This is a genomic window from Mycobacterium bourgelatii (genome assembly GCF_010723575.1).
Classification (GTDB): Bacteria; Actinomycetota; Actinomycetes; order Mycobacteriales; family Mycobacteriaceae; genus Mycobacterium; species Mycobacterium bourgelatii.
The window spans coordinates 2,642,203-2,663,418 of the sequence record NZ_BLKZ01000001.1; the positions used below are offsets into that span (position 1 = coordinate 2,642,203).

Below are 21,216 nucleotides of genomic sequence, written 5' to 3' on the forward strand. Positions count from 1 at the left end.
GCCTACCCAACTAATGCGGTTTGGCGAGGGGGAACGGCAGTGTCTCGCGGATGCTGCGCCCGGTGATCAGCATGACGACCCGGTCGATCCCCATCCCCAGGCCGCCAGTGGGCGGCATCGCGTACTCCATGGCCTGCAGGAAGTCCTCGTCGAGTTGCATCGCCTCAGGGTCTCCACCGGCCGCCAGCAGGGACTGCTCAAGCAGGCGACGTCGCTGTTCGACCGGGTCGGTGAGTTCGCTGTAGGCGGTGCCGAGCTCCACGCCCCAGGCCACCAGATCCCACCGCTCGGCCACCCCCGGTGTCTTGCGATGCGGGCGGGTCAAGGGGGACACCGAGGTGGGGAAGTCGATGTAGAACGTCGGGTGCTCGGTCCGGTCCTCGACCAAGTGCTCGTACAGTTCCAGCACCACCGCGCCGGCGTCCCATTGCTCCCGATAGGGGATGTGCGCCGCGTCGGACAGCTTGCGCAGGGTCGCCAGGCTCGTTTCGGCATCGATGTGCTCACCGAGGGCTTCGGAAACCGCGTCGTGGACGGTCTTCACCGGCCAGACGCCCGAAATATCGACCGGTTCGAGGCCGCCGTCGGTGTTGGAATCATCCCGAGTCTTGGGCCGCATCACGATGGGCGCACCGTTGGCCGCCTCGGCGGCATTCTGAATCAGCTCGCGACAGCCGTCCACCCACACCAGGTAGTCCGCGTGCGCCTGGTAGGCCTCGAGGAGGGTGAATTCCGGATTGTGGCTGAAGTCGACGCCCTCGTTGCGGAACGCGCGACCCAACTCAAAGACCCGTTCCACACCGCCTACGCACAGCCGCTTCAGGTACAGCTCCGGCGCGATGCGCAGGAACAGGTCCATGTCATAGGCGTTGATGTGGGTGATGAACGGGCGAGCCGTGGCTCCGCCGTGGATCTGCTGCAGAATCGGCGTCTCGACCTCGACGAAGCCCTTGGCGAACAACGTGTCTCGCACGGAGCGCAAGACGGCGCTGCGGGCGGTGATCAGGGAGCGGGACTCGACGTTGACCGCGAGGTCGACGTATCGCGTTCGCACCCGGGCTTCGGGGTCGGTCAGGCCCTTCCACTTGTTTGGCAAGGGCCGCAGGCACTTACCGATCAAGCGCCAGTTCGTCACGATCAGCGAACGGGTCCCGGACTTGCTCGAGCCCATGTGCCCGGTCACTTCCACCAGGTCGCCGAGATCGATGGCCTTGTTGAAGTCAGCGGCACGGCCCTGCTCGAGCTGCGAATTGTCGAGCAACAGCTGCATTTCGCCCGTCCAGTCCCGCAGGTGCGCGAACAGGACGCCGCCGTAATTGCGTATCCGCAGTATCCGGCCGGACACCGAAATCGTTTCCTGGTCATCCGCGTCCATGGCCTGCGCGACCGTGTGACTGGGCGGCTGACCGACGGGGTATGCGTCAATACCGTTGTCGCGCAGCTGCTTTAGCTTTTCCATGCGGACCCGCACCTGCTCGGGCAGGCGACGCCCGTTCCCGTCGAGCGTGGCTAGTTCGACCTGCTGCAACCCACTCACATCCGGCGCCGAACCGTCGGCGTGCAGTAGACCGGTGGCCACTAGCCGTTCGGGCACCGCGGAATGGTGGCCGGTATGCACTTTGTTGCGTGGACTGAACGGCAGCACCAGGAAGCCCTCGGCGATCACCGAGGCGACACCCACCTTGGGCATCAACCGCGCGTCGTCGTAACACGCATAACGGGGCACCCATTCGGGCTGGTACTTCTGGTTCGAGCGGTACAGCGTTTCCAGCTGCCACCAACGTGAGAAGAACACCAGCAGCCCGCGCCACAACCGGGCGATCGGGCCGGCTCCCAGCTGCGCACCCTGCTCGAACGCGGCCCGAAACACCGCGAAGTTCAATGAGATACGGCTGATGCCAAGGTTTTCGGCGTGCAGGGCGAGTTCGCTGACCATCAACTCGATGGTGCCGTTGGGCGATCGCGGAGATCGGCGCATGACATCGAGGGACACGCCGGTGTTCCCCCACGGCACCAGCGAGAGCAGCGCCACGACCTGGTTGTCTGGAGCGATCGCCTCCACTAGCAGGCAGTCGGAATCCGCGGGGTCGCCGAGTCGACCCAGAGCCATCGAGAAGCCGCGCTCGGATTCGGTGTCGCGCCAGGTATCCGCACGCTCGATCGTTGCCGCCATTTCCTCCTCGGAAATGTCGCGGTGCCGACGAATGCGCACCGTCAGGCCGGCTCTGCGGGCACGCGTTACTGCCTGGCGCACCGCCCGCATGTCGGGACCGGACAGCTTGAATTCGGCGGGCCGCAGGATCGCCTCGTCGCCCAATTCCAGTGCGTTCAGGCCCGCTTCGCGATAAACCTGGGCGCCTCGTGAGCTGGCGCCCATGACGCCGGGGGACCAGCCGTAGGTCTGGCACAGCTCCAGCCATGCGTCCACGGCCTGGCGCCACGCCTTGGGATCGCCAACCGGGTCGCCACTGGCCAGACAGACACCGATCTCGACACGATAGGTGACGGCGGCGCGACCGCTGGGGGCGAACACGACCGACTTGTCGCGCCGGGTCGCGAAATAGCCCAGAGAGTCGTCTTTTCCGTACAGCTCGAGCAGTCCGCGGATAGCCGATTCGTCCTCACCCGTCAGTGCGTTGTCGGCGCGCTGTGATTGGAACAGCACGATCGCCGCGGCGATGAGGGCGAAGGCGCCGAACAATCCGAAGAGAGCGTTGAGAAAGACGTGCGGATTGCCCGTGAACAACTCGGGATCGGCGATGGCAAACCCGATCACCCGGTCGGCGACGTACGGTAACCGGTCCCCCGGGGCAAGGGATCCCGGGAAGAGTTCGACCAGTCCCCAGGACACCAAGATCCCGATGGCGTCGCCCACCAACAGCACACCCGCTGCCTTGAACAGTGCGCCGCGGCGAACCTTTGCCCAGAATTGCCGGTAGCTGAGGATCAGCAGGACGCTGGCCGTCACGTGGAAGGCCAACCCGAGGTTCTCGCCGAAATTCTGGGCTGGGGTGTTGTCGCCGGCCGCGATGTCCGCGATGTTCAAAGCCGCGCCCAAGACCATGTTGCCTAGGAGCAGCAGCCAGGCAATCCGCTTCCGCGCCGCCAGTGCGCCGGCCAGCAGTGCCAGCACGAACGACCACGCAAAACTGGTGTCGGGAAAGTTGAACAGGTAGCTGTTGATGAATTCCCGCGGCACCTTGATGATCCACCGGACCAGCGGTGAGACGCTTGCCAGCAGCGACAAGGTCGCGATGACTCCGACCACCCAGCCCGCGGCAGCCGGAACCCAGTAAAACCGGGAGTTGGCCCTGCTCGGCATCGAGCGAGGCTTTGCAAGTGTCACAGACCGCGAGGATATTCGCTTAACCCAGGAAAATCCTGGCGAGGGGCACCTTCATGGCAGGTTTGTGGCAGGTTTATGGACGGGAACCGCGTGGCGCGGTGGCGCCCAAGACACCGTCGGAGGCGGAGCGATGCCCGATTCGGGAGTTATGCCTGTTAAACTGACTCCTGCGACCATCCCGGCGAAGGCCAGGGACAGTTAAGTGGAGTCCCACTCCCACCGTTAGCCACGAAGAATTTCACGGCGAAGCGGTCCGGTCACAGGCATCGTGAAATGCCTGTTCTGCGCGTGGCGCAGGCGCCTTGAGCACCTCAAGGCTCGATCGGTCGGCATTGGGTCCTGCTTGTGCAGGGCTTTTTTGCTCACGGTTGGGTGTCTCTCCCGCTGCCCCGGTTGGATTCAGGCTCTGGTTGCGCCGAAACATCAGCCAACAAGGGAGGCCCCATCAGCACTGAGACCCGCGTCAACGAGCGCATTCGCGTACCTGAAGTCCGTTTGATCGGCCCAGGGGGAGAGCAGGTAGGCATAGTGCGTATCGAAGACGCACTCCGCGTTGCCGCGGATGCCGATCTCGACCTTGTCGAAGTTGCGCCGAACGCCAGACCACCGGTCTGCAAGATCATGGACTACGGCAAGTACAAGTACGAGGCGGCTCAGAAAGCGCGCGAATCCCGCAGGAACCAGCAGCAGACCGTCGTCAAGGAACAAAAGCTGCGTCCCAAGATCGACGATCATGACTACGAGACCAAGAAGGGCCACGTCGTCCGCTTCCTGGAAGCGGGTTCGAAGGTCAAGGTCACCATCATGTTTCGCGGCCGGGAGCAGTCACGCCCGGAGTTGGGTTACCGACTCTTGCAACGCCTTGGTGCGGACGTCGCCGAATACGGATTCGTCGAGACGTCGGCAAAGCAGGACGGACGCAACATGACGATGGTGCTGGCACCGCATCGCGGCGCGAAGACGCGCGCCAAGGCGCGGCACGAGGGTGAAGCTGGGGCGAAACCGGCCGGCGAAACAAAGCCGACCGCCAACTGACCTGCACCGAACGAAGAACTGAGAAAACGAGGAAACATGCCCAAGGCAAAGACCCATAGCGGAGCCTCCAAGCGGTTCCGGCGCACCGGAACCGGCAAGATCGTCCGGCAGAAGGCCAACCGCAGGCACTTGCTCGAGCACAAGCCGACCAGGCGCACCCGGCGACTGGACGGCCGAACGACAGTGGCGGCCAACGACACCAAGCGCGTCAAAGCGCTGCTGAACGGCTAACCAGCGCCGCGCAAAAGCCCGGTATTGAAACACCGGTCGGCACCCCGACCGTCGACGTACGAACGAGAATAGGAACTAGTCCATGGCACGCGTAAAGCGGGCAGTCAACGCCCACAAGAAGCGGCGCTCGATCCTGAAGGCTTCCAAAGGCTACCGCGGTCAGCGATCCCGGCTCTACCGCAAAGCCAAAGAGCAGCAACTGCATTCGCTCAACTACGCCTACCGCGACCGTCGCGCGCGCAAGGGCGAGTTCCGCAAGTTGTGGATCTCGCGAATCAACGCCGCCGCGCGTGCCAACGACATCACCTACAACCGCCTGATCCAGGGCCTCAAGGCCGCCGGGGTGGAAGTGGACCGCAAGAACCTCGCCGACATTGCGATCAGCGACCCGGCGGCATTCACCGCGCTCGTCGAGGTCGCGCGGGGTGCACTGCCCGAGGACGTCAACGCCCCGTCCGGAGAAGCTGCCTAACTCGGCAACCTGGCCTCCCCGGTGCTCACCGAACGCTCCGGCCGAGTGGTCGCGGCGGTCAAATTGCATCGTCAGGTCGGCCGGCGACGCAGCGGAACGTTCCTCGCGGAGGGCCCTAACCTGGTCGAGGCCGCCGCTGCGCGCGGCCTGGTTCGGGATGTGTTCGTCACCGAGGCGGCATGGGACCGGCACCGATCCTTGCTCGCGGCGCAGCAGGCTCCGACGCATCTGGTGACCGAGCGGGCGGCAAAAGCGTTGTCCGACACCGTGACCCCGTCCGGGTTGGTGGCTGTCTGCGAGATGCCGTCGACCGGCCTCGACGACGTGCTGCTCGGCTCACCTCAACTCGTCGCGGTTGCCGTCGACATCAACGAGCCGGGCAACGCGGGCACCTTGATCCGCATCGCCGACGCCATGGGGGCGGCGGCCGTAGTCCTGGCCGGGCACAGCGTCGACCCCTACAACGGCAAGTGTCTGCGGGCGTCGACCGGCAGCATATTTACGATTCCGGTTGTGGTTGTCCCCGACACCTACGCCGCGGTGACGGCCTTGCAAGGCGTGGGTCTGCAGGTCTTGGCCACCACGTTGGATGGTGAGACGCCGCTGGACGAGGCTGACCTCGCCCGGCCGACGGCGTGGGTGTTCGGACCCGAAGCGCACGGTTTGCCGGCCGAGATCGCCGCCAAGGCCGACCACCGCGTGCATATCCCGATGCCCGGGAGAGCGGAGAGTCTCAACGTCGCCGCCGCCGCGGCGATCTGCCTGTATCAAAGCGCCCGAGCGAGCGCATCGAGTCCCGAGCCTGGCGTCTGACACGGCGATCTCTACCCATGTTGGAAAAGATCCGAAAACCATCTCCGGCAATATTGCTGGTTGCTACTATTCGGCTCTCGCCTAGTAAGCGAACGCTCTTCTGCGAGGGGGACTATGTCACTACACCCGGTCATACCAGAGGCCCTAGCCGCGGTAAGGGCTAGCTTGGAAGACCTCGGGTCCGCGCTACGCGGTGCGAGCGCGGCGGCGGTGAACCGAGCAGCCGCGATTACGCCGCCCGCAGCCGACGAGGTTTCTTCAGCGATCACGGCGCTCTTCGCTTCGCATGTTGACGAATTCGCCGCGGCGAATTCAGAGGCGTCGACGTTTCACACCGAGTTCGTGAAGCTGCTGGGCAGTGGCGCGGTGCAGTATCTGTTTGCCGAAAGCGCCGACGCGCAGCAAACGCTGGTTGACGCGCTCAATGGGCTGGCTCAGGCGTTGCTCAGTTGTCCGCTGCCCGGACTTGGCGACGGCGCACCGGAAGCCGCCATGACTGAAATCAGTGATGTAGATGCTCCTTTCGGTCGGATCGAGGTCGTACACAAGGTCGCCGCGCCCGTGGACGACGGCACCGGTTCGGTGAGTGCACCCATGTCTCCGGCCACTCCATACGAGGACGCGTCGTGGTCGATAACTGGATCTGCGCCCGCCGGCGAGACACCGGCGACAATTATTCTCACCGGCGGGAGTAACCAACTCCCACCCCAATTGCGGCTACTTGGAGCTGCGGGGGGATCAATGGTCACCGGGGGAGTCTGCCTACTCGACGGTGTGGGCGAAGCTTCTAACGTGTTGAGCAGCGGTGATCACTCAGGCGCCGCAAGCGTCTTCTTCACCCGCACGGTCGAGCTGACAATGGGGTCGTTTGAAGGCCCTGGCGGGCCAACCGTCAGCGTGCACCTTCCGTTTGGCGGTCTCTACACGCCTTCTGCGCCCGTGATGTTGTCCGTGCCGGGCTACAGCAGCACCGACGACGCGGGTTCAGTTTGACCTACCCTGCGGCAAGTTCGGCTTCCAGGGCTCACGGATCGGCGGGTTAGCTACTGAGTGCTTCAACGTCGTCACCGGGAATTAACGCCGCAGTTGTACGGCCCAAGAACCGCGCACTCCGGCGATGTGGCGGCCGTCACGGGCTTGGATATTTTCCATATCGTAATTGGCGGCAGGTATGCGAATTATCGATAGTAAGTTTGCGAATTAATTGTTACGATTTCGTCTCTCGCCGACCGTTCGGCGTCTGTGTCGCACAGGTCCCCGAAATGAGGCAGCATTATGTCACTTTTGAGCGTCGTGCCCGACCTCGTGGCGGCAGCGAGCAGAAACCTGCAGCACATCGGTGCCGATCTGCGCAGCGCGACTTCCGTGGCGGCGACCCAGACGACCGCTATCGCGGCGCCGGCCGCTGATGAAGTGTCATCGGCGATCACGGCGGTTTTTGTTAGCAGCGCCCAGAACTTTCAGACCCTTAGCGCTCAGGCAGTGAATTTTCACGACGCGTTCGTTGATTTACTGAATGGCAGTGCCGCCCAATATGTCAGCACCGAGGCGGCTAATGCCCAGCAGACATTAGCCGGGCCGGCGGAGCCGGTTTTCGGCCGAAGCATCAGCGTGGGCCCGCTCAGCTTCTTGTTGAGCTTCGGCCCTGAGGGCGTGTATCAGAGCGTGACCCTGTATTCACCGTTTGGTCGGGCGGCGGAGTTACTGCTGACTGGGACGCCGTTCCAAGAATTCGGGTTCGACGGGCTGACAACCAATGTCAGCGGAACCTTCTACACTTCGCTCGGTCCCGTGGAGTGGTTGTCGGGGAGTGTAACCACAACGTCTTTCCCGAGCGGCGGCGGCCAGTTCTGGGGATCTCTCGGCGGACTCACTCCGTTGGGATACCAGGCAGTGGAGCTAACCTCGATTTTTCGTCGAGGGTGATTTCGGTCGGACTTGGCGATGGGGTGCGTGGTGTCTGGGGTTTGTGTGGTTTAGGGCGTGTTGGGGTTGTCCCGTGTCGCCGGGTTGGCGGGCTTTCCCAGGGCCGGTGGTCTTTCGTGCTCGGTTGGTCAGCTGGGTTGTCGGTCAACCGAAGGCGGTGCGGATGTGTTGCCATGCGGTGGCGATGGCTGCGGCCCATCGCCAGGTGGCGTCGATGCGTAGTCGGGTTCGGCGGGCGCCGCGGGTGATGCGGGCTGCGACGTGCAGGACTCGGTAGCGGAAGGTAGCGATCTCGGCACGGGTCAGGCCGGGGTGGCCGGTGAATCCGATGAGCTGGCACCAGGTGACCAGATCGGCTGCGGCCAAGACGATTTCCAGCCAGGCGGCGTTGGCGTCGAATGCCTGACACGGCAGGTTGCGCAGGCCGGTGGCTTTGAGTTCGCGGATGCGGTCTTCGACGCGGGCGTGTTGGCGGTGGCGTAGTTCCAGACCTGCCACCTGGCCGGCGACCACACCGGGCGGTGTGTCGGTGATGAACGCGGTGACCCGCATCCCGTCGGCGTCGGTGAACCGCAACTGCGCACCCGGATGGGGCCTTTCCTTGCGCAGGATCAGCCGGGTCCCCGCCGCCACGATGACAGGTTGACCAGGTTGGTGGCCTCGGCGACCCAGGCGCCCTCGCGGATACCACCGTCGGTGTCGATCGCCGGATACCAGCACTGCCCGATGTTGAGAGTGTCCACAGCGTCCTGCACCCGCCAATCCACGGGGTAGCCGAAGGAGAACCCCACGCCGCGGCGCGGCAGGCGTCGGCGAAGTCGTGGGTGGCCCCGGCGGTGTCGCAGCGCACCAGCACCGCCGGCTTGTCGGGGTCGTCGCGATGATCGGGGTCCGGCCGCCATCGCGCCGGCAGGCCGCCAGTGCCTGCGCTAGGACACTGACGTGGTCAGCTGCGGTGTTGGAGCCCGCGCCACCGGGGCGCAGTAGGCCGCCAGCGCTTCCCCGCCGGCGATCTCGGGGCGGTCCACGAAGGCCAGCAGCGGGTGGTGACCGTAGGTCTTTTCCAGGTCGCCCTGCCTTCTCCTTGTTATCGGAATGATCGAGGACCAGGGTGGCGTCGATGTCGATGTGCAACCAGCCACCCGGTGCGGGGCGGCGCCGGCGGCCCAGGCGCGCGGCCGCAGCCCGGGCGGCCCGCACCCGCGGTAGGTGCGAAGCATCGATGCGCTCATCGATTAGCCGCCACATCGTGGTCGTGGAGGCTTTGGCACCCAGGACATGCTCACGGTCGCCGCACAGTTGTCCGACCGCGTCGATGCAGTCCGCCCCATCGGCGACCGCGGCAGCCAGATCAGCGAACACCTCCCCGGGCGCATACACCCACGGGCCCCGGTAGGTATCTGCCAACGCGGCGGTGACCTGCGCCGATAACCCGCTGCGGTCCGCGAGCTCACGCACCATGGCCATCCCGGCATGCGACACGACACCATAACCGTCGGCGGAAACTTTCACCCGCGACCCGACCGCGATATTCTTCACCTGCGAGGTGCCTTCCCGCTGGAACGACTGAACCCGTAGAGAAGTCCAATTATTCCTTGCAGGACAGGCACTTTCGCATATCTACACCCCGAAACTCACAACGTTTCACGAAAAATCCGGGCTAACCGGGTTTTACCCGCTCCAAGTCACCGGAGGATCGGTGACTTCCCTAGGTGTGCAAGTTTCCTATTCAGGGGGCCAATTCGGCATCGTGCCCTTGTTTTTGAGGGCGCTCGGTTATTAGCAGTACGGCCTAGGCGGCTCGGCCTCGGCCCCGGGCGGGACGCAGACCGGCCAACGAGAGCGTGCCGTGCACCAGCGATCCCGCGCGTTCCATCATGACGCGGGCGGGCTCAAGCGGTGACTTCGGGCGCGGCGGGAAGTAGTGCATCGGTAGGCCGCGGCGATCCCGAGGCGGCGCCACGAACGGGGGCGCCTCGACCAACGGCGCGTCACTGGGAATGCGGCCCTGCGCACGCCGGTAGGCGGCCAGTGCGCGAGGGTGCAGGCGGATCTCGTCGGGAACCGCCACGAAAGCCAACTCGACCATTTTCCCGAACAGCCGCAACAGGATCTCGTCACCCGGCGTCCAACGCATACCCGCCTTCTCGCGGACCGCGGGTTCGAACAAGCCCGCCGCGATCCAGCGTTGACCTGCCACCAGCGGTTTGAATATCTGGTCCCAGATCGGCGTCGGCATGAGGACGAACTTCGGCTTAGGGATCCGCATGTTGAAGATGTCCAAGGTCGCCTGGTTGATCTCAAGCTCCTCGCGACCGACGCGTTCCCAGTACTCCTGGAATTCTTCCCATGATTTGGGCACCGGCCGCATGCTCATGCCGTACATCCGGTACCACTGCACGTGTTCTTCGAATAGCTGGCGTTTTTCTGCTTCGGTCAGGCCGCCGCAGAAGTACTCGGCCAACTTGATGACCAGCATGAAGAATGTCGCGTGCGCCCAGTAGAACGTCTCCGGATTCAGCGCGTGGTAGCGGCGCCCCTCGGCGTCGGTCCCTTTGATGGTGCGGTGGTAACTCTTGATCTGCTCGCCGGTCTGGGCGGCCCGGTCGCCGTCGTAGACGACACCCATGATCGGGTACACCGACCGCGCGACCCGTTGCAGAGGTTCGCGCAGCAGGATCGAATGTTCCTCGACGCCCGCGCCCAGTTCCGGGTACATGTTTTGGATCGCGCCGATCCACACACCCATCATTCCGGTGCGCAAGTCGCCGAAGTATTTCCAGGTCAGCGAATCGGGCCCGAGCGGGTCAGCCGATGTCGTTGATGTACCAGTCATCACGGCCTCCTGGCTCATTATTTGCGCTCACGATAAGCGTTGACAACGCACGTTGTCTACGGTTTCCGCATCTGCGTCGACATCGTGTTATCGAGTGTCCATTTCGCCGTGGCAAGCGTGTGATCAGGCTGTTTGCCTCGAGTTGCGCTCCCATGCGAGTCAAACGGCCAAGTATGAGACATGTGTTGACTAGTGGTAGTACGCTTTGCTTTCTCGGGTGATTCCGCGTGTTTGCCTCTGCCGAAGGAGACCGGCTGTGTCGTTCGTTAGCGTGGTTCCAGACATCATCTCGTCGGCAGCTGGAAATCTGGCCAGTATTGGCAACGCACTAACCGAAGCCAATGTGGCGGCAGCAATACCCACCTTCGGCCTCGGCGTCATGGGCGCGGACGAGATATCGGCCGCGGTAAAAGCCGCTTTCGCCGCCCACGCAGAGCAATACCAAGCAGTCAGCGCCAAAGCGTCAGCGTTCCATGAGGAGTTCGTCCGCACGCTGAGCAGTGGTCTCAATGCGTACGTCACCACCGAGTTCGCCAACGTCGAGCAGGGTTTGGCCAAGGCGCTGAATGCGCCCGTGCAGTCGTTGCTGGGGGCCGGTCCGGGGGCTGCCGCCGCGGCTGCGGCCGAGGAAGCCATCACCCGGAGTTTCGACCTTCCGTTGGGACCGCTGCACCTGTCGGGGAGCTTGACGGGCAATACCTTTGCGGACGGATCCGTTTTCGCCAGTGGCAATGCCGTCGCGACCCTCACGACACCTCTTGGTCAGCAGGTTCTGTTTTCGGCGAGCGGGACCGGCGGCGTCGACGTCAACGGCCCGATGTTCGCGTCCGTCAATGCGACCACCCCGTACGGTCCCGTGGGGCTGTCGCTGAACGGAACCAAAGTGACGGGATTGGGCAACCCCGCTTATCAAATCACCGGGGGGAGCATCACATTGCCGCCCTCGCTGCCGTTGCTGCTCGCTGCCCAGTATGGTCCGGTCGCCACCGGCACCGCTTCGCTGATGAACAGCACTGGCAGCTTCTTCAGCGCGCTGAGCAGCGGGAACCTCATCGAAGCCGCTCAAATCGCGGTGAAGTTCCCGTTCAGTTACAGCGAAGCCGTGTTGTTCGGCCATACCACGGTGTCGTTCCCGGACACGTCGCTCGCTGCGTCGCTGGGCCTTCCGGCAGTGCCGCAAGTGCACATTCCGTTCGGCGGAGTGTTCGCCGATCCGCAGCCGATAACCGTGACGGTGCCGACGTACAACTTCGGCGGGGCGACTCTCGTCGGTTCGACATTTGCACTCCAAGGAACTCAGTTCGGCGGCGTTGTACCGCTCTTCCGGAACGCCCTCGGCCTGCCCTTCTAGGCTTCGAACCGCCACGCCCTGCCGTCGCCGAGACCTGGTTGAGACCACCTCGCCAGGTCCGAAAATGGGACCGCTATTGTCTGCTCAGCGACTCGGGTATGCGCATGCCCGAGGCGAGGTTTGCTTTTAAAGGGCCATCAAATATTTCTTAGCTAAGACACCATTGCTCGCCAGTACCGTCTGTGTTTTCATGGGTACCTGGTGATAGCTGGGGTCGGTCAGAGGGGACGGCGATGTCATTCCTGAACGTAGCGACAGATCGGCTGTCTGCTGCGGCCAGGAGTTTGAGAAACGTTGGTGCTGCACTTAATTCGGCCAATAAGGCCGCAGAGGCACCGACGGTGGGGCTAACGGCCCCGGCTGCGGACCAGGTTTCTGCCGCCGTGATTGCGGTGTTTGGCAGGCACGCCAGCGAGTTTCAAATCCTTGGCGCTCAAACGGTGGCATTTAACGAGCAATTTGTCGGAGCGTTGAACAAGGGTGCGGCGGCCTACCGCAGAGCCGAGGTGGCCAATGCCCAGCTGGCTGCGGCCGACACAGTGGAAGCACCCGCCATGGCGCTGGGCCACCCTCTGGTAGACCGTGCGTCCGCTGCGGCACCTAAACCCCCGGCGGCCGGTGCACCGTTGGTAGGCGATGCCGTTGCAGTAGGCGACACCGTCAGCGTCAGCGTGCCCGTGTTCTCCGGCACTGCCGCGGCGGGAGAGCTGTGGTTGACCGGCACCGTGACCCCGACGGGAGGAATCCTGGTCAACTCGGCCACCAGCTTCACCGTCCCCCCGATCATGTACGGCGTCGGCCTGATCAATCCCTTGAACGCGGCGCTGGCCGCCGCACACGGCAGCTCTGCGGCGTACGCGGGCACATTCGGCGGCAGCGCGTTCGCACAGGCGGTCGGCTCGCTGCTCCGGGCTCCCGCAACGGCTGTTGGCCACGTGGTCGCCGGGCACGGCCAGCTGGCATGGTTGCTTCCACCCCCCGTGGAGGTGGTGGCCGAAGTGCCGGCGCCCGACGTTGGGCCATCCCTGAGGGGTGGCTTCGGTCCTCTTCGGCCCGCCACTGTGGCCTGGGCCACTTCTGGCAGGCCGAAACTGCAATCGGTCTGAGCCGACCTCCGAACTGACCTGGTCAGGCGGCCTTTGCGGCCGCCCTCGTCACCGCGCCCGCTAGCCGCCTGGTGGTCACTTACCGGTAGGCCGCCCCCGAACGAGCGCCGTTGTTGTGAGATGTGGCAGAAGCGGTGCACCGTCGTTGCCTGCCTCCGCCCCGACCACCTACCCTTGCCACGTGGAGGTCGGGCCTGACGATTCGGAGTCCGGCGTGTCCGAGGAATCGACGACAGCGGTTGCTGAGCGCAGTTCGCCGCGACGTTCCGCCGCGGAATGGCTGCGTAGCAGAAATCGCAACCCCGGTCTGATCTCGCTCGTTCGCAAGGCGCGCCGCTTACTGCCGGGTGATCCAGAGTTCGGTGATCCGTTGTCTACCGCTGGTGACGACGGTCCGAGTGTTGCTGCGCGCGCCGCAGACCGGTTACTGGCGGATCGCGAAGCCGCTTCCCGCGAGGTCAGCCTGGGCTTGTTGCAGGTGTGGCAAGCGCTGTCGGAGTCCGTGTCCCGGCGGCCGGCCAACCAAGAGGTGACGTTGGTGTTCACCGATCTGGTCGGTTTCTCGACGTGGGCGCTGGAGGCTGGAGACGACGCCGCACTGGTTCTGCTGAGGCAGGTGGCGCGCGCCGTGGAAACCCCGTTGCTTGATGCGGGCGGGCACATCGTCAAGCGGATGGGCGACGGGATCATGGCCGTGTTCCGGGATCCTACGGTCGCCGTGCGGGCCGTCGTCGCTGCCAAGGAGGAGCTGAAGTCGGTTGACGTGGACGGCTATACGCCGCGCATGCGGGTAGGCATCCACACCGGCCGGCCGCAGCGGCTGGGTGCGGACTGGCTGGGAGTCGATGTCAACATTGCGGCTCGGGTTATGGAACGGGCCAGCAAAGGCGGCATCATGATCTCCAGCCCCACCCTGGACCTCATTTCACAACGCGATCTGGATGAGCTGGGCGTCGTCGCCAAACGGGCACGCAGACCCATATTCGCCAGCAAACTCACCGGAATCCCTCCGGACCTGGCGATCTACCGCCTCAAGACTGGTAGGGACTTGACAGCTGGCGATAACCGAGACGTGACCAATGACGATGCATAGTGGACGGCGATGATTTACGGTCTCTTGTCCCGGCTTGCCCGGGTCCGATTCACCGTGGGTTACGTGGCCGCCCTTATCTCGGTCAGTGCCGTTGCCGTGCTGCTCACCCCAGCGGAACACGAACGCTTGATCCGGCATGCGAGCACCAACCTGCACAATCTGTCGCACGGGCGCTTGGGCACCCTGCTGGGTAGCGCATTTGTCGTAGAAGCCGGGCCGATCTACTTCTGGTTACCCTTCTTGACCTGCCTGCTCGTCCTTGCCGAACTGCAACTGCACAGCATCCGCCTTTTGGTGGCGTTTCTGGTTGGCCACATCGGGGCGACGCTGGTGGTGGCGGCGGCACTGGCCGCCGCGGTCGAATTGGGTTGGATGCCGTGGTCGATCACCCACGCCACCGACGTCGGGATGAGCTACGGCGCGCTGGCTACCCTCGGCGCGCTGACGGCAGCCATCCCGCGCCGCTGGCGGCCGGCGTGGATCGGTTGGTGGATAACGGTCAGCGTGACCGCCGGGTTGATTGGGGGCGAATTCACCAACGGGGGTCACGCGGTCGCGGTCGTGTTGGGAGTGCTGGCGTCCACCCGCTTCCGTGCGTCGGCCCACTGGACGCCGGTGCGGTGCGTGATGCTGCTGCTGTCCTCCGGCTTCGGATTCCTGGTGCTAGGGCACAGTTGGTTGGCGATGGGCGCCGGGTTGGTGTTCGGCGCGGCGGGCGCCCTGCTGGCTGAGATCGCCACACACCGGAATGGTCGCCGGGAACTGGCGGCTAGTTCGCCGGCGTGATGCGTTAGCCCCGAAACAGTTTTGAAAGTTGACTATTGCGTTGATCAACATCTGGACGAATTGATGAGAATGTCAAATGAGTCCGAGTGCAACTATTTCGGTAATTCAGCGTCGATCCCGAGTTGGCCGCCAATCATAAAGCCGTCGGGCTGAGTACCAAATCCATTCTGCCGCAACGTTTCTCAGTTGGCTAGACGAGTGGACGCCGACGCGGAGCGGCATCGTCACGCTAGCTCTAGATTTCCCAATTGAATCTCCGAATATTTTCGTGTAACTCTTATCGGACCTGATTGGCCGCGGAGGATGGCATGTCTTTTCTGGTCGCTAATTCGGAGATCGTAGGTGCCGCTACAGCCGAATTGGACGGCATCCGCGCGGCGCTCGATGCGGCGAACGCGGCCGCGCCGACAACACGGATTGCGGCCGCCGCCGCCGATGAGGTGTCGACCGCCATCGCTTCCTTTTTCGCTACCCACGCGCAGAAATACCGTGCCCTGAGCTCGCAGGCGGCGGCCTTCCACGCGCGGTTCGTCCAGTCGCTGACGTCGAGCGTTAATTGGTATGCCAGCGCCGAAGCGGCCAACGTGTCCTTCGTGCAGAGCCTGGAGCAGCAGGCCCTCAGCCTGGTCAATGCGCCCACTCAAGCCATGCTGGGCCGGCCGTTGATTGGTGATGGGGTCAACGCGACAGCCCCAGGCGCTCGCGGGGGAGATGGTGGGCTGCTGTTCGGAAACGGCGGCAACGGCGCGGATGGCGCAGTTGCCGGGCAAGCCGGGGGAGCAGGCGGTAACGCCGGGTTATTTGGAAACGGCGGTGCCGGCGGTGCCGGCGGTGCGGGTGTGACTGGCGGCAGCGGGGGCCGCGGTGGCCTGATTGCGGGGAATGGTGGCGCCGGTGGACAGGGTGGCGTGGGCGTTGCAGGGGTCAATGGTGGCCTTCCCGGGCGCGGAGGTAGCGGAGGTCTGGCTGGGGTATTCGGGCAACCCGGAGCCCACGGGCCAGACGGCGCCATTGAGGCCGGTGTCGGGCCGACCGACCCCGGTGGCGGATCCACCGATCCCGGAGGGCCTACCGATCCCGGAGGGCCTACCGATCCCGGAGGGCCTACCGATCCCGATGGACCTACCGATCCCGGTGGTCCCGGCGGAAGCGGCGGAGTAGCGGCGACGTTGGAGACGACGCGCTGGGATGGTGGTTTCCGTGCCAACTATCACGTCACCAACCCAGGCTCGAATGCGACAACCTGGAAGATCGAGTTTGACCTGCCAAGTGGGACGATCGGCGACATCTGGAATGCCGAACTGTCGCAGTCGGGCACCCATTACGTGCTGACCCCGAAGTATTCGCCCACGCTCGCGCCGGGCGACTCACTCGAGGTCGGTTTCATCGTCACGCAGCCTGGCGAGTACTCACCGCCGACGAACATCGTGATCAACGGTGAGCCCGTCGCGGGTGGCTCCACGCCTACGACTCCGCCGACAAATCCGACAGACCCGCCGATAATCCCGCCCATCGTCCCGCCGCCGCACACCCCTAGTTCGACGACGGGACTGTTCGCTCCGTACGTCGACATGACGCTGTGGCCCCAGTTCGACTTCGCAGGTGCCGCAAGCCTCGGGGACGTCGACCACGTAATACTCGGTTTCATCACCAGCAATTCGCAGGGCATGCCCGCCTGGGGAGGCTTTGACGCATACACGATCGGTACCGGCAACCTGCTCTACCAGATCAACGACCAGATCAATGCGATGCACAACGCCGGTATCACCGCCACCATCTCCTTCGGCGGCGCGGCGAACCAGGAACTCGCTCTGACCGAAACGAGCGTGACCGCGTTGGCCGCGAAGTACCAGTCGGTGATCGACGCCTACGGGATCCGCAATTTCGACTTCGACATCGAAGGCGCCGCTCAGGGCGATGTCGCGTCCTTGACACGTCGCGCACAGGCAATCCGCATGATCCAGGAGGCCGGGCTGGCCAGCGGCAAGCCGGTCGAAGTCACGTTCACCGTTCCGGTGTTGCCGACGGGCTTGACCGCCGACGGGATGCGCGTCATCACCAACGCCATCGCCAACGGTGTGGACATCAGCCGCGTCAATGTGATGGCCATGGACTATTTCGACCCCAGCCTTCCCGTTGCGGGCAAGATGGGCGACTACGCGATCCAGGCGGCCACCGCCGTCCACGATCAGCTGGTGCCGCTGTATCCGAACAAGACGGACGCGGAGATCTGGGAGATGGTCGCCGTGACGCCGATGATCGGCGTCAACGACAACCCGGTCGAAATCTTCACGCTGGAGGACGCCCAGAAGTTGACCGACTTTGCCCAGGCGAAGGGTTTGGGTGGTCTGCACATGTGGTCGATCAACCGGGACTACCCGGGTCCGCTGGGCACGTTGTCGAACACCAGCAGCGGAGTGGACCAAACCGCCTGGGCTTTCTCTCAGATCTTCGAGAAGTTCGACGACTGATCCCGTCCCTGACCTGGGGTCATCGGGCCATTTTGGCGATGACCTATGATCGGCACTTGCGTCATACCCGTGCCGTGAACCCACGAGTTTGGCCTGGGGGACGGACCGAGGTGCGGTATCCCTGGTCGGGGGAGGCCGGACAAGCCCGATCAGCCTGGTCAGCAAGGAGAGTGTCGCCGCGTGGGTGATCAACCCGTCGACTTGTCGCCGGAAGCTCTGGCAACAGCGGTCAACGAAGCCCAGCAGGCCATCGCATCGGCCGACAGTCTGGAGGCGTTGGCGCGGATCAAGACCGAGTATCTCGGTGACCGGTCGCCGCTGGCCCTTGCCCGACAGGCTTTGGGCACCCTTCCCAAGGAGCAGCGCGCCGACGCCGGAAAGCGGGTCAACATTGCCCGCGCCGAGGCCCAGCGCAGCTACGAAGAACGTCTGGCGACGCTGCGTGCCGAGCGCGACGCGGCCGTTCTGGTCGCCGAAAGGATCGACGTCACCCTGCCGTCGACTCGGCAACCCACCGGCGCCCGGCATCCGATCACGATCTTGGCCGAGCACATCGCCGACACCTTCATCGCGATGGGGTGGGAGCTGGCCGAGGGGCCCGAGGTCGAAACCGAACAGTTCAACTTCGACGCGCTGAACTTCCCGCCCGATCACCCCGCTCGCAGCGAGCAGGACACCTTCTACATCGCCCCGGAAAACTCGCGCCAGCTGCTGCGCACCCACACCTCGCCGGTGCAGGTCCGCACACTGCTGCAGCGAGAGTTGCCCGTCTACATCATTTCGATCGGTCGCACCTTTCGCACCGACGAACTCGATGCCACCCACACCCCGGTTTTCCATCAGGTGGAAGGGCTGGCCGTCGATCGCGGCCTGAACATGTCCCATCTGCGGGGCACGCTGGACGCCTTCGCCCGCGCCGAATTCGGGCCGTTGGCCCGTACCCGGATTCGGCCGCACTTCTTCCCGTTCACCGAACCTTCCGCCGAGGTCGATGTGTGGTTCGCCAACAAGAAGGGTGGCGCCGACTGGGTGGAGTGGGGTGGTTGCGGCATGGTACATCCAAACGTGTTGCGAGCGGCCGGGATTGACCCAGAGGTGTACTCGGGATTCGCGTTCGGGATGGGGCTGGAACGAACTCTGCAGTTCCGCAACGGAATTCCCGACATGCGCGACATGGTTGAGGGGGACATCCGGTTCTCGTTGCCGTTCGGGGTGGGTGCCTGATGCGCCTGCCCTACAGCTGGCTGCGTGAGGTCGTCGCAGCGGGAGCGCCGGACTGGGACGTCGCACCAAGCGATCTCGAACAGACCCTGGTGCGCATCGGCCACGAGGTCGAGGAGATCATCACCCTTGGACCGGTCGACGGCCCGCTGACCGTTGGACGGGTAGCCGGCATCGAAGAACTCACCGGCTTCAAGAAGCCCATCCGAGCTTGCCTGGTGGATATCGGTCAGGGCAAGCCGCAAGAAATCATCTGTGGTGCAACTAATTTCAGCGTCGGCGACCTGGTGGTGGTGGCGCTGCCCGGCGCCACGCTGCCCGGCGGCTTCACCATCACATCCCGCAAGACCTATGGCCGCACCTCCGACGGAATGATCTGCTCTGCAGCCGAACTCGGTTTGGGCGCAGACCATTCCGGCATCCTGGTGCTGCCGCCCGGAACCGCCGAACCGGGAGCCGACGGCGCCGCGGTGCTCGGGTTGGACGACGTGGTCTTCCACCTGGCCATCACACCGGACCGCGGCTACTGCATGTCGGTGCGCGGCCTGGCGCGCGAAATCGCTTGCGCCTACGACCTGGATTTCGTTGACCCTGCCTCCGAGAGCGTTGTCGCGCCGCTGCCGGTGGAGGGGGAGGCGTGGCCGCTGACGGTGCAACCCGAGACCGGAGTGCTCCGGTTCGCGCTACGACCCGTCACTGGGATCGACCCCACCGCCGTGTCGCCATGGTGGCTACAACGACGGCTGCTGCTGTGCGGCATTCGCGCCACTTCGCCAGCCGTCGACGTGACCAACTACGTGATGCTCGAATTTGGCCACCCCATGCACGCGCACGACCGCAAGCGGATTACCGGCGGCTTCGGGGTGCGCTTCGCGCGGCCGGGCGAGACGGTCGTCACCCTCGACGACATCGAACGCAAACTCGATCCGGCAGATGTGCTGATCGTCGATGACGTCGCAACCACCGCCATCGGCGGCGTGATGGGCGCGGCCAGCACCGAGGTGCGCGCCGACTCCACCGACGTCCTGCTGGAGGCCGCGGTGTGGGACTCGGCGGCGGTGTCACGCACGCAGCGACGGTTGCACCTGCCCAGCGAGGCCGCGCGCCGGTACGAGCGCGCGGTGGACCCCGCCGTCTCGGTGGCCGCGCTGGATCGCTGCGCAACCCTGCTGGCCGATATCGCCGGTGGGACGGTCGATCCGACGTTGACCGACTGGCGGGGTGACCCGCCGCGCGAGGACTGGTCTCAACCGCCGATCCGGATTGCGAGCGACCTGCCGGACCGCTTTGCGGGTGTGGCCTATACCCCGGGCACCACCATGCGGCGCCTGATTCAGATCGGCGCGACGGTGCATCAGGACGGTGAGACGCTGACCGTGACTCCACCGAGTTGGCGGCCCGATCTGCGACAACCCGCCGACCTGGTCGAAGAGGTGCTCCGGTTGGAGGGGCTGGAGGTCATCCCGTCGGTGCTGCCGGCGGCGCCCGCCGGGCGTGGGCTCACGGCAACGCAGAAGCGCCGTCGGGCGATCGGCAAGTCGCTGGCCCTGTCGGGTTATGTCGAGATCCTGCCGACGCCGTTCTTGCCCGCCGGGGTCTTCGATCAGTGGGGGTTGCCGGCCGACGACCCGCGACGCTTCACGACCGATGTGCTGAACCCGCTGGAAGCCGACCGCCCCCAGCTCGCCACCACGCTGCTGCCCGCGATGTTGGAAGCGTTGACGCGCAACGTATCCCGTGGTCTGGTCGACGCGGCGCTGTTTGCCGTCGCCCAGGTCGTGCAACCCACGGAGCAGACCCGCGGCATCGGCCTGATCCCGGTCGACCGCAGGCCCACCGATGAAGAGATCGCGACGCTGGACGCCTCCCTGCCGCGCCAGCCCCAACACGTCGCCGCAGTGCTGGCCGGGCTGCGGGAGCCGCGCGGCCCCTGGGGGCCGGGCCGCCCCGTCGAAGCCACCGATGCGTTCGAGGCGGTGCGAATCATCGCGCGCGCCTGCGGGATCGACGTGACACTGCGGGCGACGCAGTACCTGCCGTGGCATCCGGGCCGGTGCGCGGAAGTATTCGTCGCCGAAAAATCGGTCGGCCACGCCGGGCAATTGCATCCCGCCGTGATCGAGCGCGCCGGTCTGCCCAAGGGCACCTGCGCAATCGAACTCGATCTGGACGCGATTCCCGTGGTCGAGGTGCTCGTCGCACCCAGGGTTTCGCCATTTCCCGCGGTGTTTCAGGACGTCAGCTTGGTGGTTGCGGAAGATGTGCCCGCCCAAGCGGTGGAGGACGCCGTCCGAGAAGGGGCCGGCGACCTGCTGGAGCACATTCAACTGTTCGACGTCTTCGTCGGGCCGCAGATCGGCGAGAACCGCAAGTCGCTCACGTTCGCGTTGCGGTTCCGGGCGCCCGATCGCACCCTGACCGAGGATGACGCCAGCGCGGCCCGTGATGCCGCGGTACGGCGCGCCGCCGAACTCGTCGGCGCTGTCCTGCGCGGCTGATCGCGCGGCGCAAGCGAGACGCGCTGTCCGG

Annotated in this window: 15 protein-coding genes and 1 pseudogene; 13 read left to right on the forward strand and 3 right to left on the reverse strand. The window is 64.9% G+C overall.

The features are described 5' to 3' along the window. Positions 1-10 precede the first annotated feature (10 nt). Positions 11-3,322: a bifunctional lysylphosphatidylglycerol synthetase/lysine--tRNA ligase LysX gene (gene lysX / locus G6N68_RS11730; protein ID WP_205351315.1), complete on the reverse strand. Its 3,312-nt coding sequence runs from the start codon at positions 3,320-3,322 to the stop codon at positions 11-13. 468 nt (positions 3,323-3,790) lie between these two features. On the opposite strand from lysX, the gene infC reads away from it, so the two are divergent. From infC to G6N68_RS11760, 6 genes are all read left to right on the forward strand, one after another. After that, entirely contained in the window at positions 3,791-4,381 is a 591-nt protein-coding gene (gene infC / locus G6N68_RS11735; RefSeq protein ID WP_079219521.1) for a translation initiation factor IF-3, read from the forward strand. 36 nt (positions 4,382-4,417) lie between these two features. Beyond that, on the forward strand, positions 4,418-4,612 hold the full coding sequence (gene rpmI / locus G6N68_RS11740) for a 50S ribosomal protein L35 (RefSeq protein ID WP_163711921.1): 195 nt from the start codon (positions 4,418-4,420) through the stop codon (positions 4,610-4,612). An 82-nt stretch (positions 4,613-4,694) separates the two neighbouring features. Continuing rightward, positions 4,695-5,084, forward strand: coding sequence for a 50S ribosomal protein L20 (gene rplT, locus G6N68_RS11745; RefSeq protein WP_163711925.1), 390 nt, complete (start codon positions 4,695-4,697; stop codon positions 5,082-5,084). A gap of 21 nt (positions 5,085-5,105) precedes the next feature. After that, complete coding sequence (locus G6N68_RS11750) at positions 5,106-5,897, forward strand: TrmH family RNA methyltransferase (protein ID WP_163711928.1); 792 nt, start codon at positions 5,106-5,108, stop codon at positions 5,895-5,897. A 114-nt stretch (positions 5,898-6,011) separates the two neighbouring features. Further along, entirely contained in the window at positions 6,012-6,890 is an 879-nt protein-coding gene (locus G6N68_RS11755) for a PE family protein (RefSeq protein WP_163711932.1), read from the forward strand. Between the two features lie 282 nt (positions 6,891-7,172). Next, complete coding sequence (locus tag G6N68_RS11760) at positions 7,173-7,823, forward strand: PE family protein (protein ID WP_163711935.1); 651 nt, start codon at positions 7,173-7,175, stop codon at positions 7,821-7,823. A gap of 144 nt (positions 7,824-7,967) precedes the next feature. Here the strand turns inward: G6N68_RS11760 and G6N68_RS11765 are convergent. Together G6N68_RS11765 and G6N68_RS11770 are read right to left on the reverse strand one after the other, a co-directional pair. Then, positions 7,968-9,362, reverse strand: a pseudogene (locus G6N68_RS11765) (IS1380 family transposase). Positions 9,363-9,615: 253 nt separating this feature from the next. Further along, positions 9,616-10,659, reverse strand: a complete 1,044-nt coding sequence (locus G6N68_RS11770; RefSeq protein WP_163711937.1) for an oxygenase MpaB family protein — start codon at positions 10,657-10,659, stop codon at positions 9,616-9,618. A 256-nt stretch (positions 10,660-10,915) separates the two neighbouring features. Between G6N68_RS11770 and G6N68_RS31460 the strand changes: the two genes are divergently transcribed. The 7 genes from G6N68_RS31460 (at position 10,916) to pheT (ending at position 21,185) form a co-directional block, all read left to right on the forward strand. Further along, positions 10,916-12,010 (forward strand): PE family protein, encoded by a 1,095-nt coding sequence (locus G6N68_RS31460; protein ID WP_163711940.1) that lies wholly within the window; start codon positions 10,916-10,918, stop codon positions 12,008-12,010. A gap of 233 nt (positions 12,011-12,243) precedes the next feature. Next, positions 12,244-13,116: a PE family protein gene (locus G6N68_RS11780; RefSeq protein WP_163711943.1), complete on the forward strand. Its 873-nt coding sequence runs from the start codon at positions 12,244-12,246 to the stop codon at positions 13,114-13,116. A gap of 214 nt (positions 13,117-13,330) precedes the next feature. Further along, positions 13,331-14,209 (forward strand): adenylate/guanylate cyclase domain-containing protein, encoded by an 879-nt coding sequence (locus G6N68_RS11785; protein WP_275899997.1) that lies wholly within the window; start codon positions 13,331-13,333, stop codon positions 14,207-14,209. Between the two features lie 9 nt (positions 14,210-14,218). Then, on the forward strand, positions 14,219-14,995 hold the full coding sequence (locus G6N68_RS11790) for a rhomboid-like protein (protein ID WP_163711949.1): 777 nt from the start codon (positions 14,219-14,221) through the stop codon (positions 14,993-14,995). A gap of 308 nt (positions 14,996-15,303) precedes the next feature. Next, complete coding sequence (locus G6N68_RS11795; protein WP_163711952.1) at positions 15,304-17,466, forward strand: PE domain-containing protein; 2,163 nt, start codon at positions 15,304-15,306, stop codon at positions 17,464-17,466. Positions 17,467-17,646: 180 nt separating this feature from the next. After that, the gene (gene pheS / locus G6N68_RS11800) at positions 17,647-18,690 is read left to right on the forward strand and encodes a phenylalanine--tRNA ligase subunit alpha (protein WP_163711954.1); all 1,044 of its coding nucleotides are present in this window, start codon (positions 17,647-17,649) and stop codon (positions 18,688-18,690) included. After that, positions 18,690-21,185, forward strand: coding sequence for a phenylalanine--tRNA ligase subunit beta (gene pheT, locus G6N68_RS11805; protein WP_163711956.1), 2,496 nt, complete (start codon positions 18,690-18,692; stop codon positions 21,183-21,185). Before pheS ends, pheT begins: the two co-directional genes overlap by 1 nt. The last annotated feature ends 31 nt before the right edge of the window (positions 21,186-21,216 follow it).

Bases quoted from the DNA above. Each gene is read 5' to 3' on its own strand.
- G6N68_RS11780 (WP_163711943.1), top strand. From the start codon at position 12,244: ATGTCATTCCTGAACGTAGCGACAGATCGGCTGTCTGCTGCGGCCAGG.
- G6N68_RS11770 (WP_163711937.1), bottom strand. From the start codon at position 10,659: ATGACTGGTACATCAACGACATCGGCTGACCCGCTCGGGCCCGATTCG.
- pheT (WP_163711956.1), top strand. From the start codon at position 18,690: ATGCGCCTGCCCTACAGCTGGCTGCGTGAGGTCGTCGCAGCGGGAGCG.
- rpmI (WP_163711921.1), top strand. From the start codon at position 4,418: ATGCCCAAGGCAAAGACCCATAGCGGAGCCTCCAAGCGGTTCCGGCGC.
- G6N68_RS11790 (WP_163711949.1), top strand. From the start codon at position 14,219: ATGATTTACGGTCTCTTGTCCCGGCTTGCCCGGGTCCGATTCACCGTG.
- G6N68_RS11795 (WP_163711952.1), top strand. From the start codon at position 15,304: ATGTCTTTTCTGGTCGCTAATTCGGAGATCGTAGGTGCCGCTACAGCC.
- lysX (WP_205351315.1), bottom strand. From the start codon at position 3,322: ATGCCGAGCAGGGCCAACTCCCGGTTTTACTGGGTTCCGGCTGCCGCG.
- G6N68_RS11760 (WP_163711935.1), top strand. From the start codon at position 7,173: ATGTCACTTTTGAGCGTCGTGCCCGACCTCGTGGCGGCAGCGAGCAGA.
- rplT (WP_163711925.1), top strand. From the start codon at position 4,695: ATGGCACGCGTAAAGCGGGCAGTCAACGCCCACAAGAAGCGGCGCTCG.
- G6N68_RS11755 (WP_163711932.1), top strand. From the start codon at position 6,012: ATGTCACTACACCCGGTCATACCAGAGGCCCTAGCCGCGGTAAGGGCT.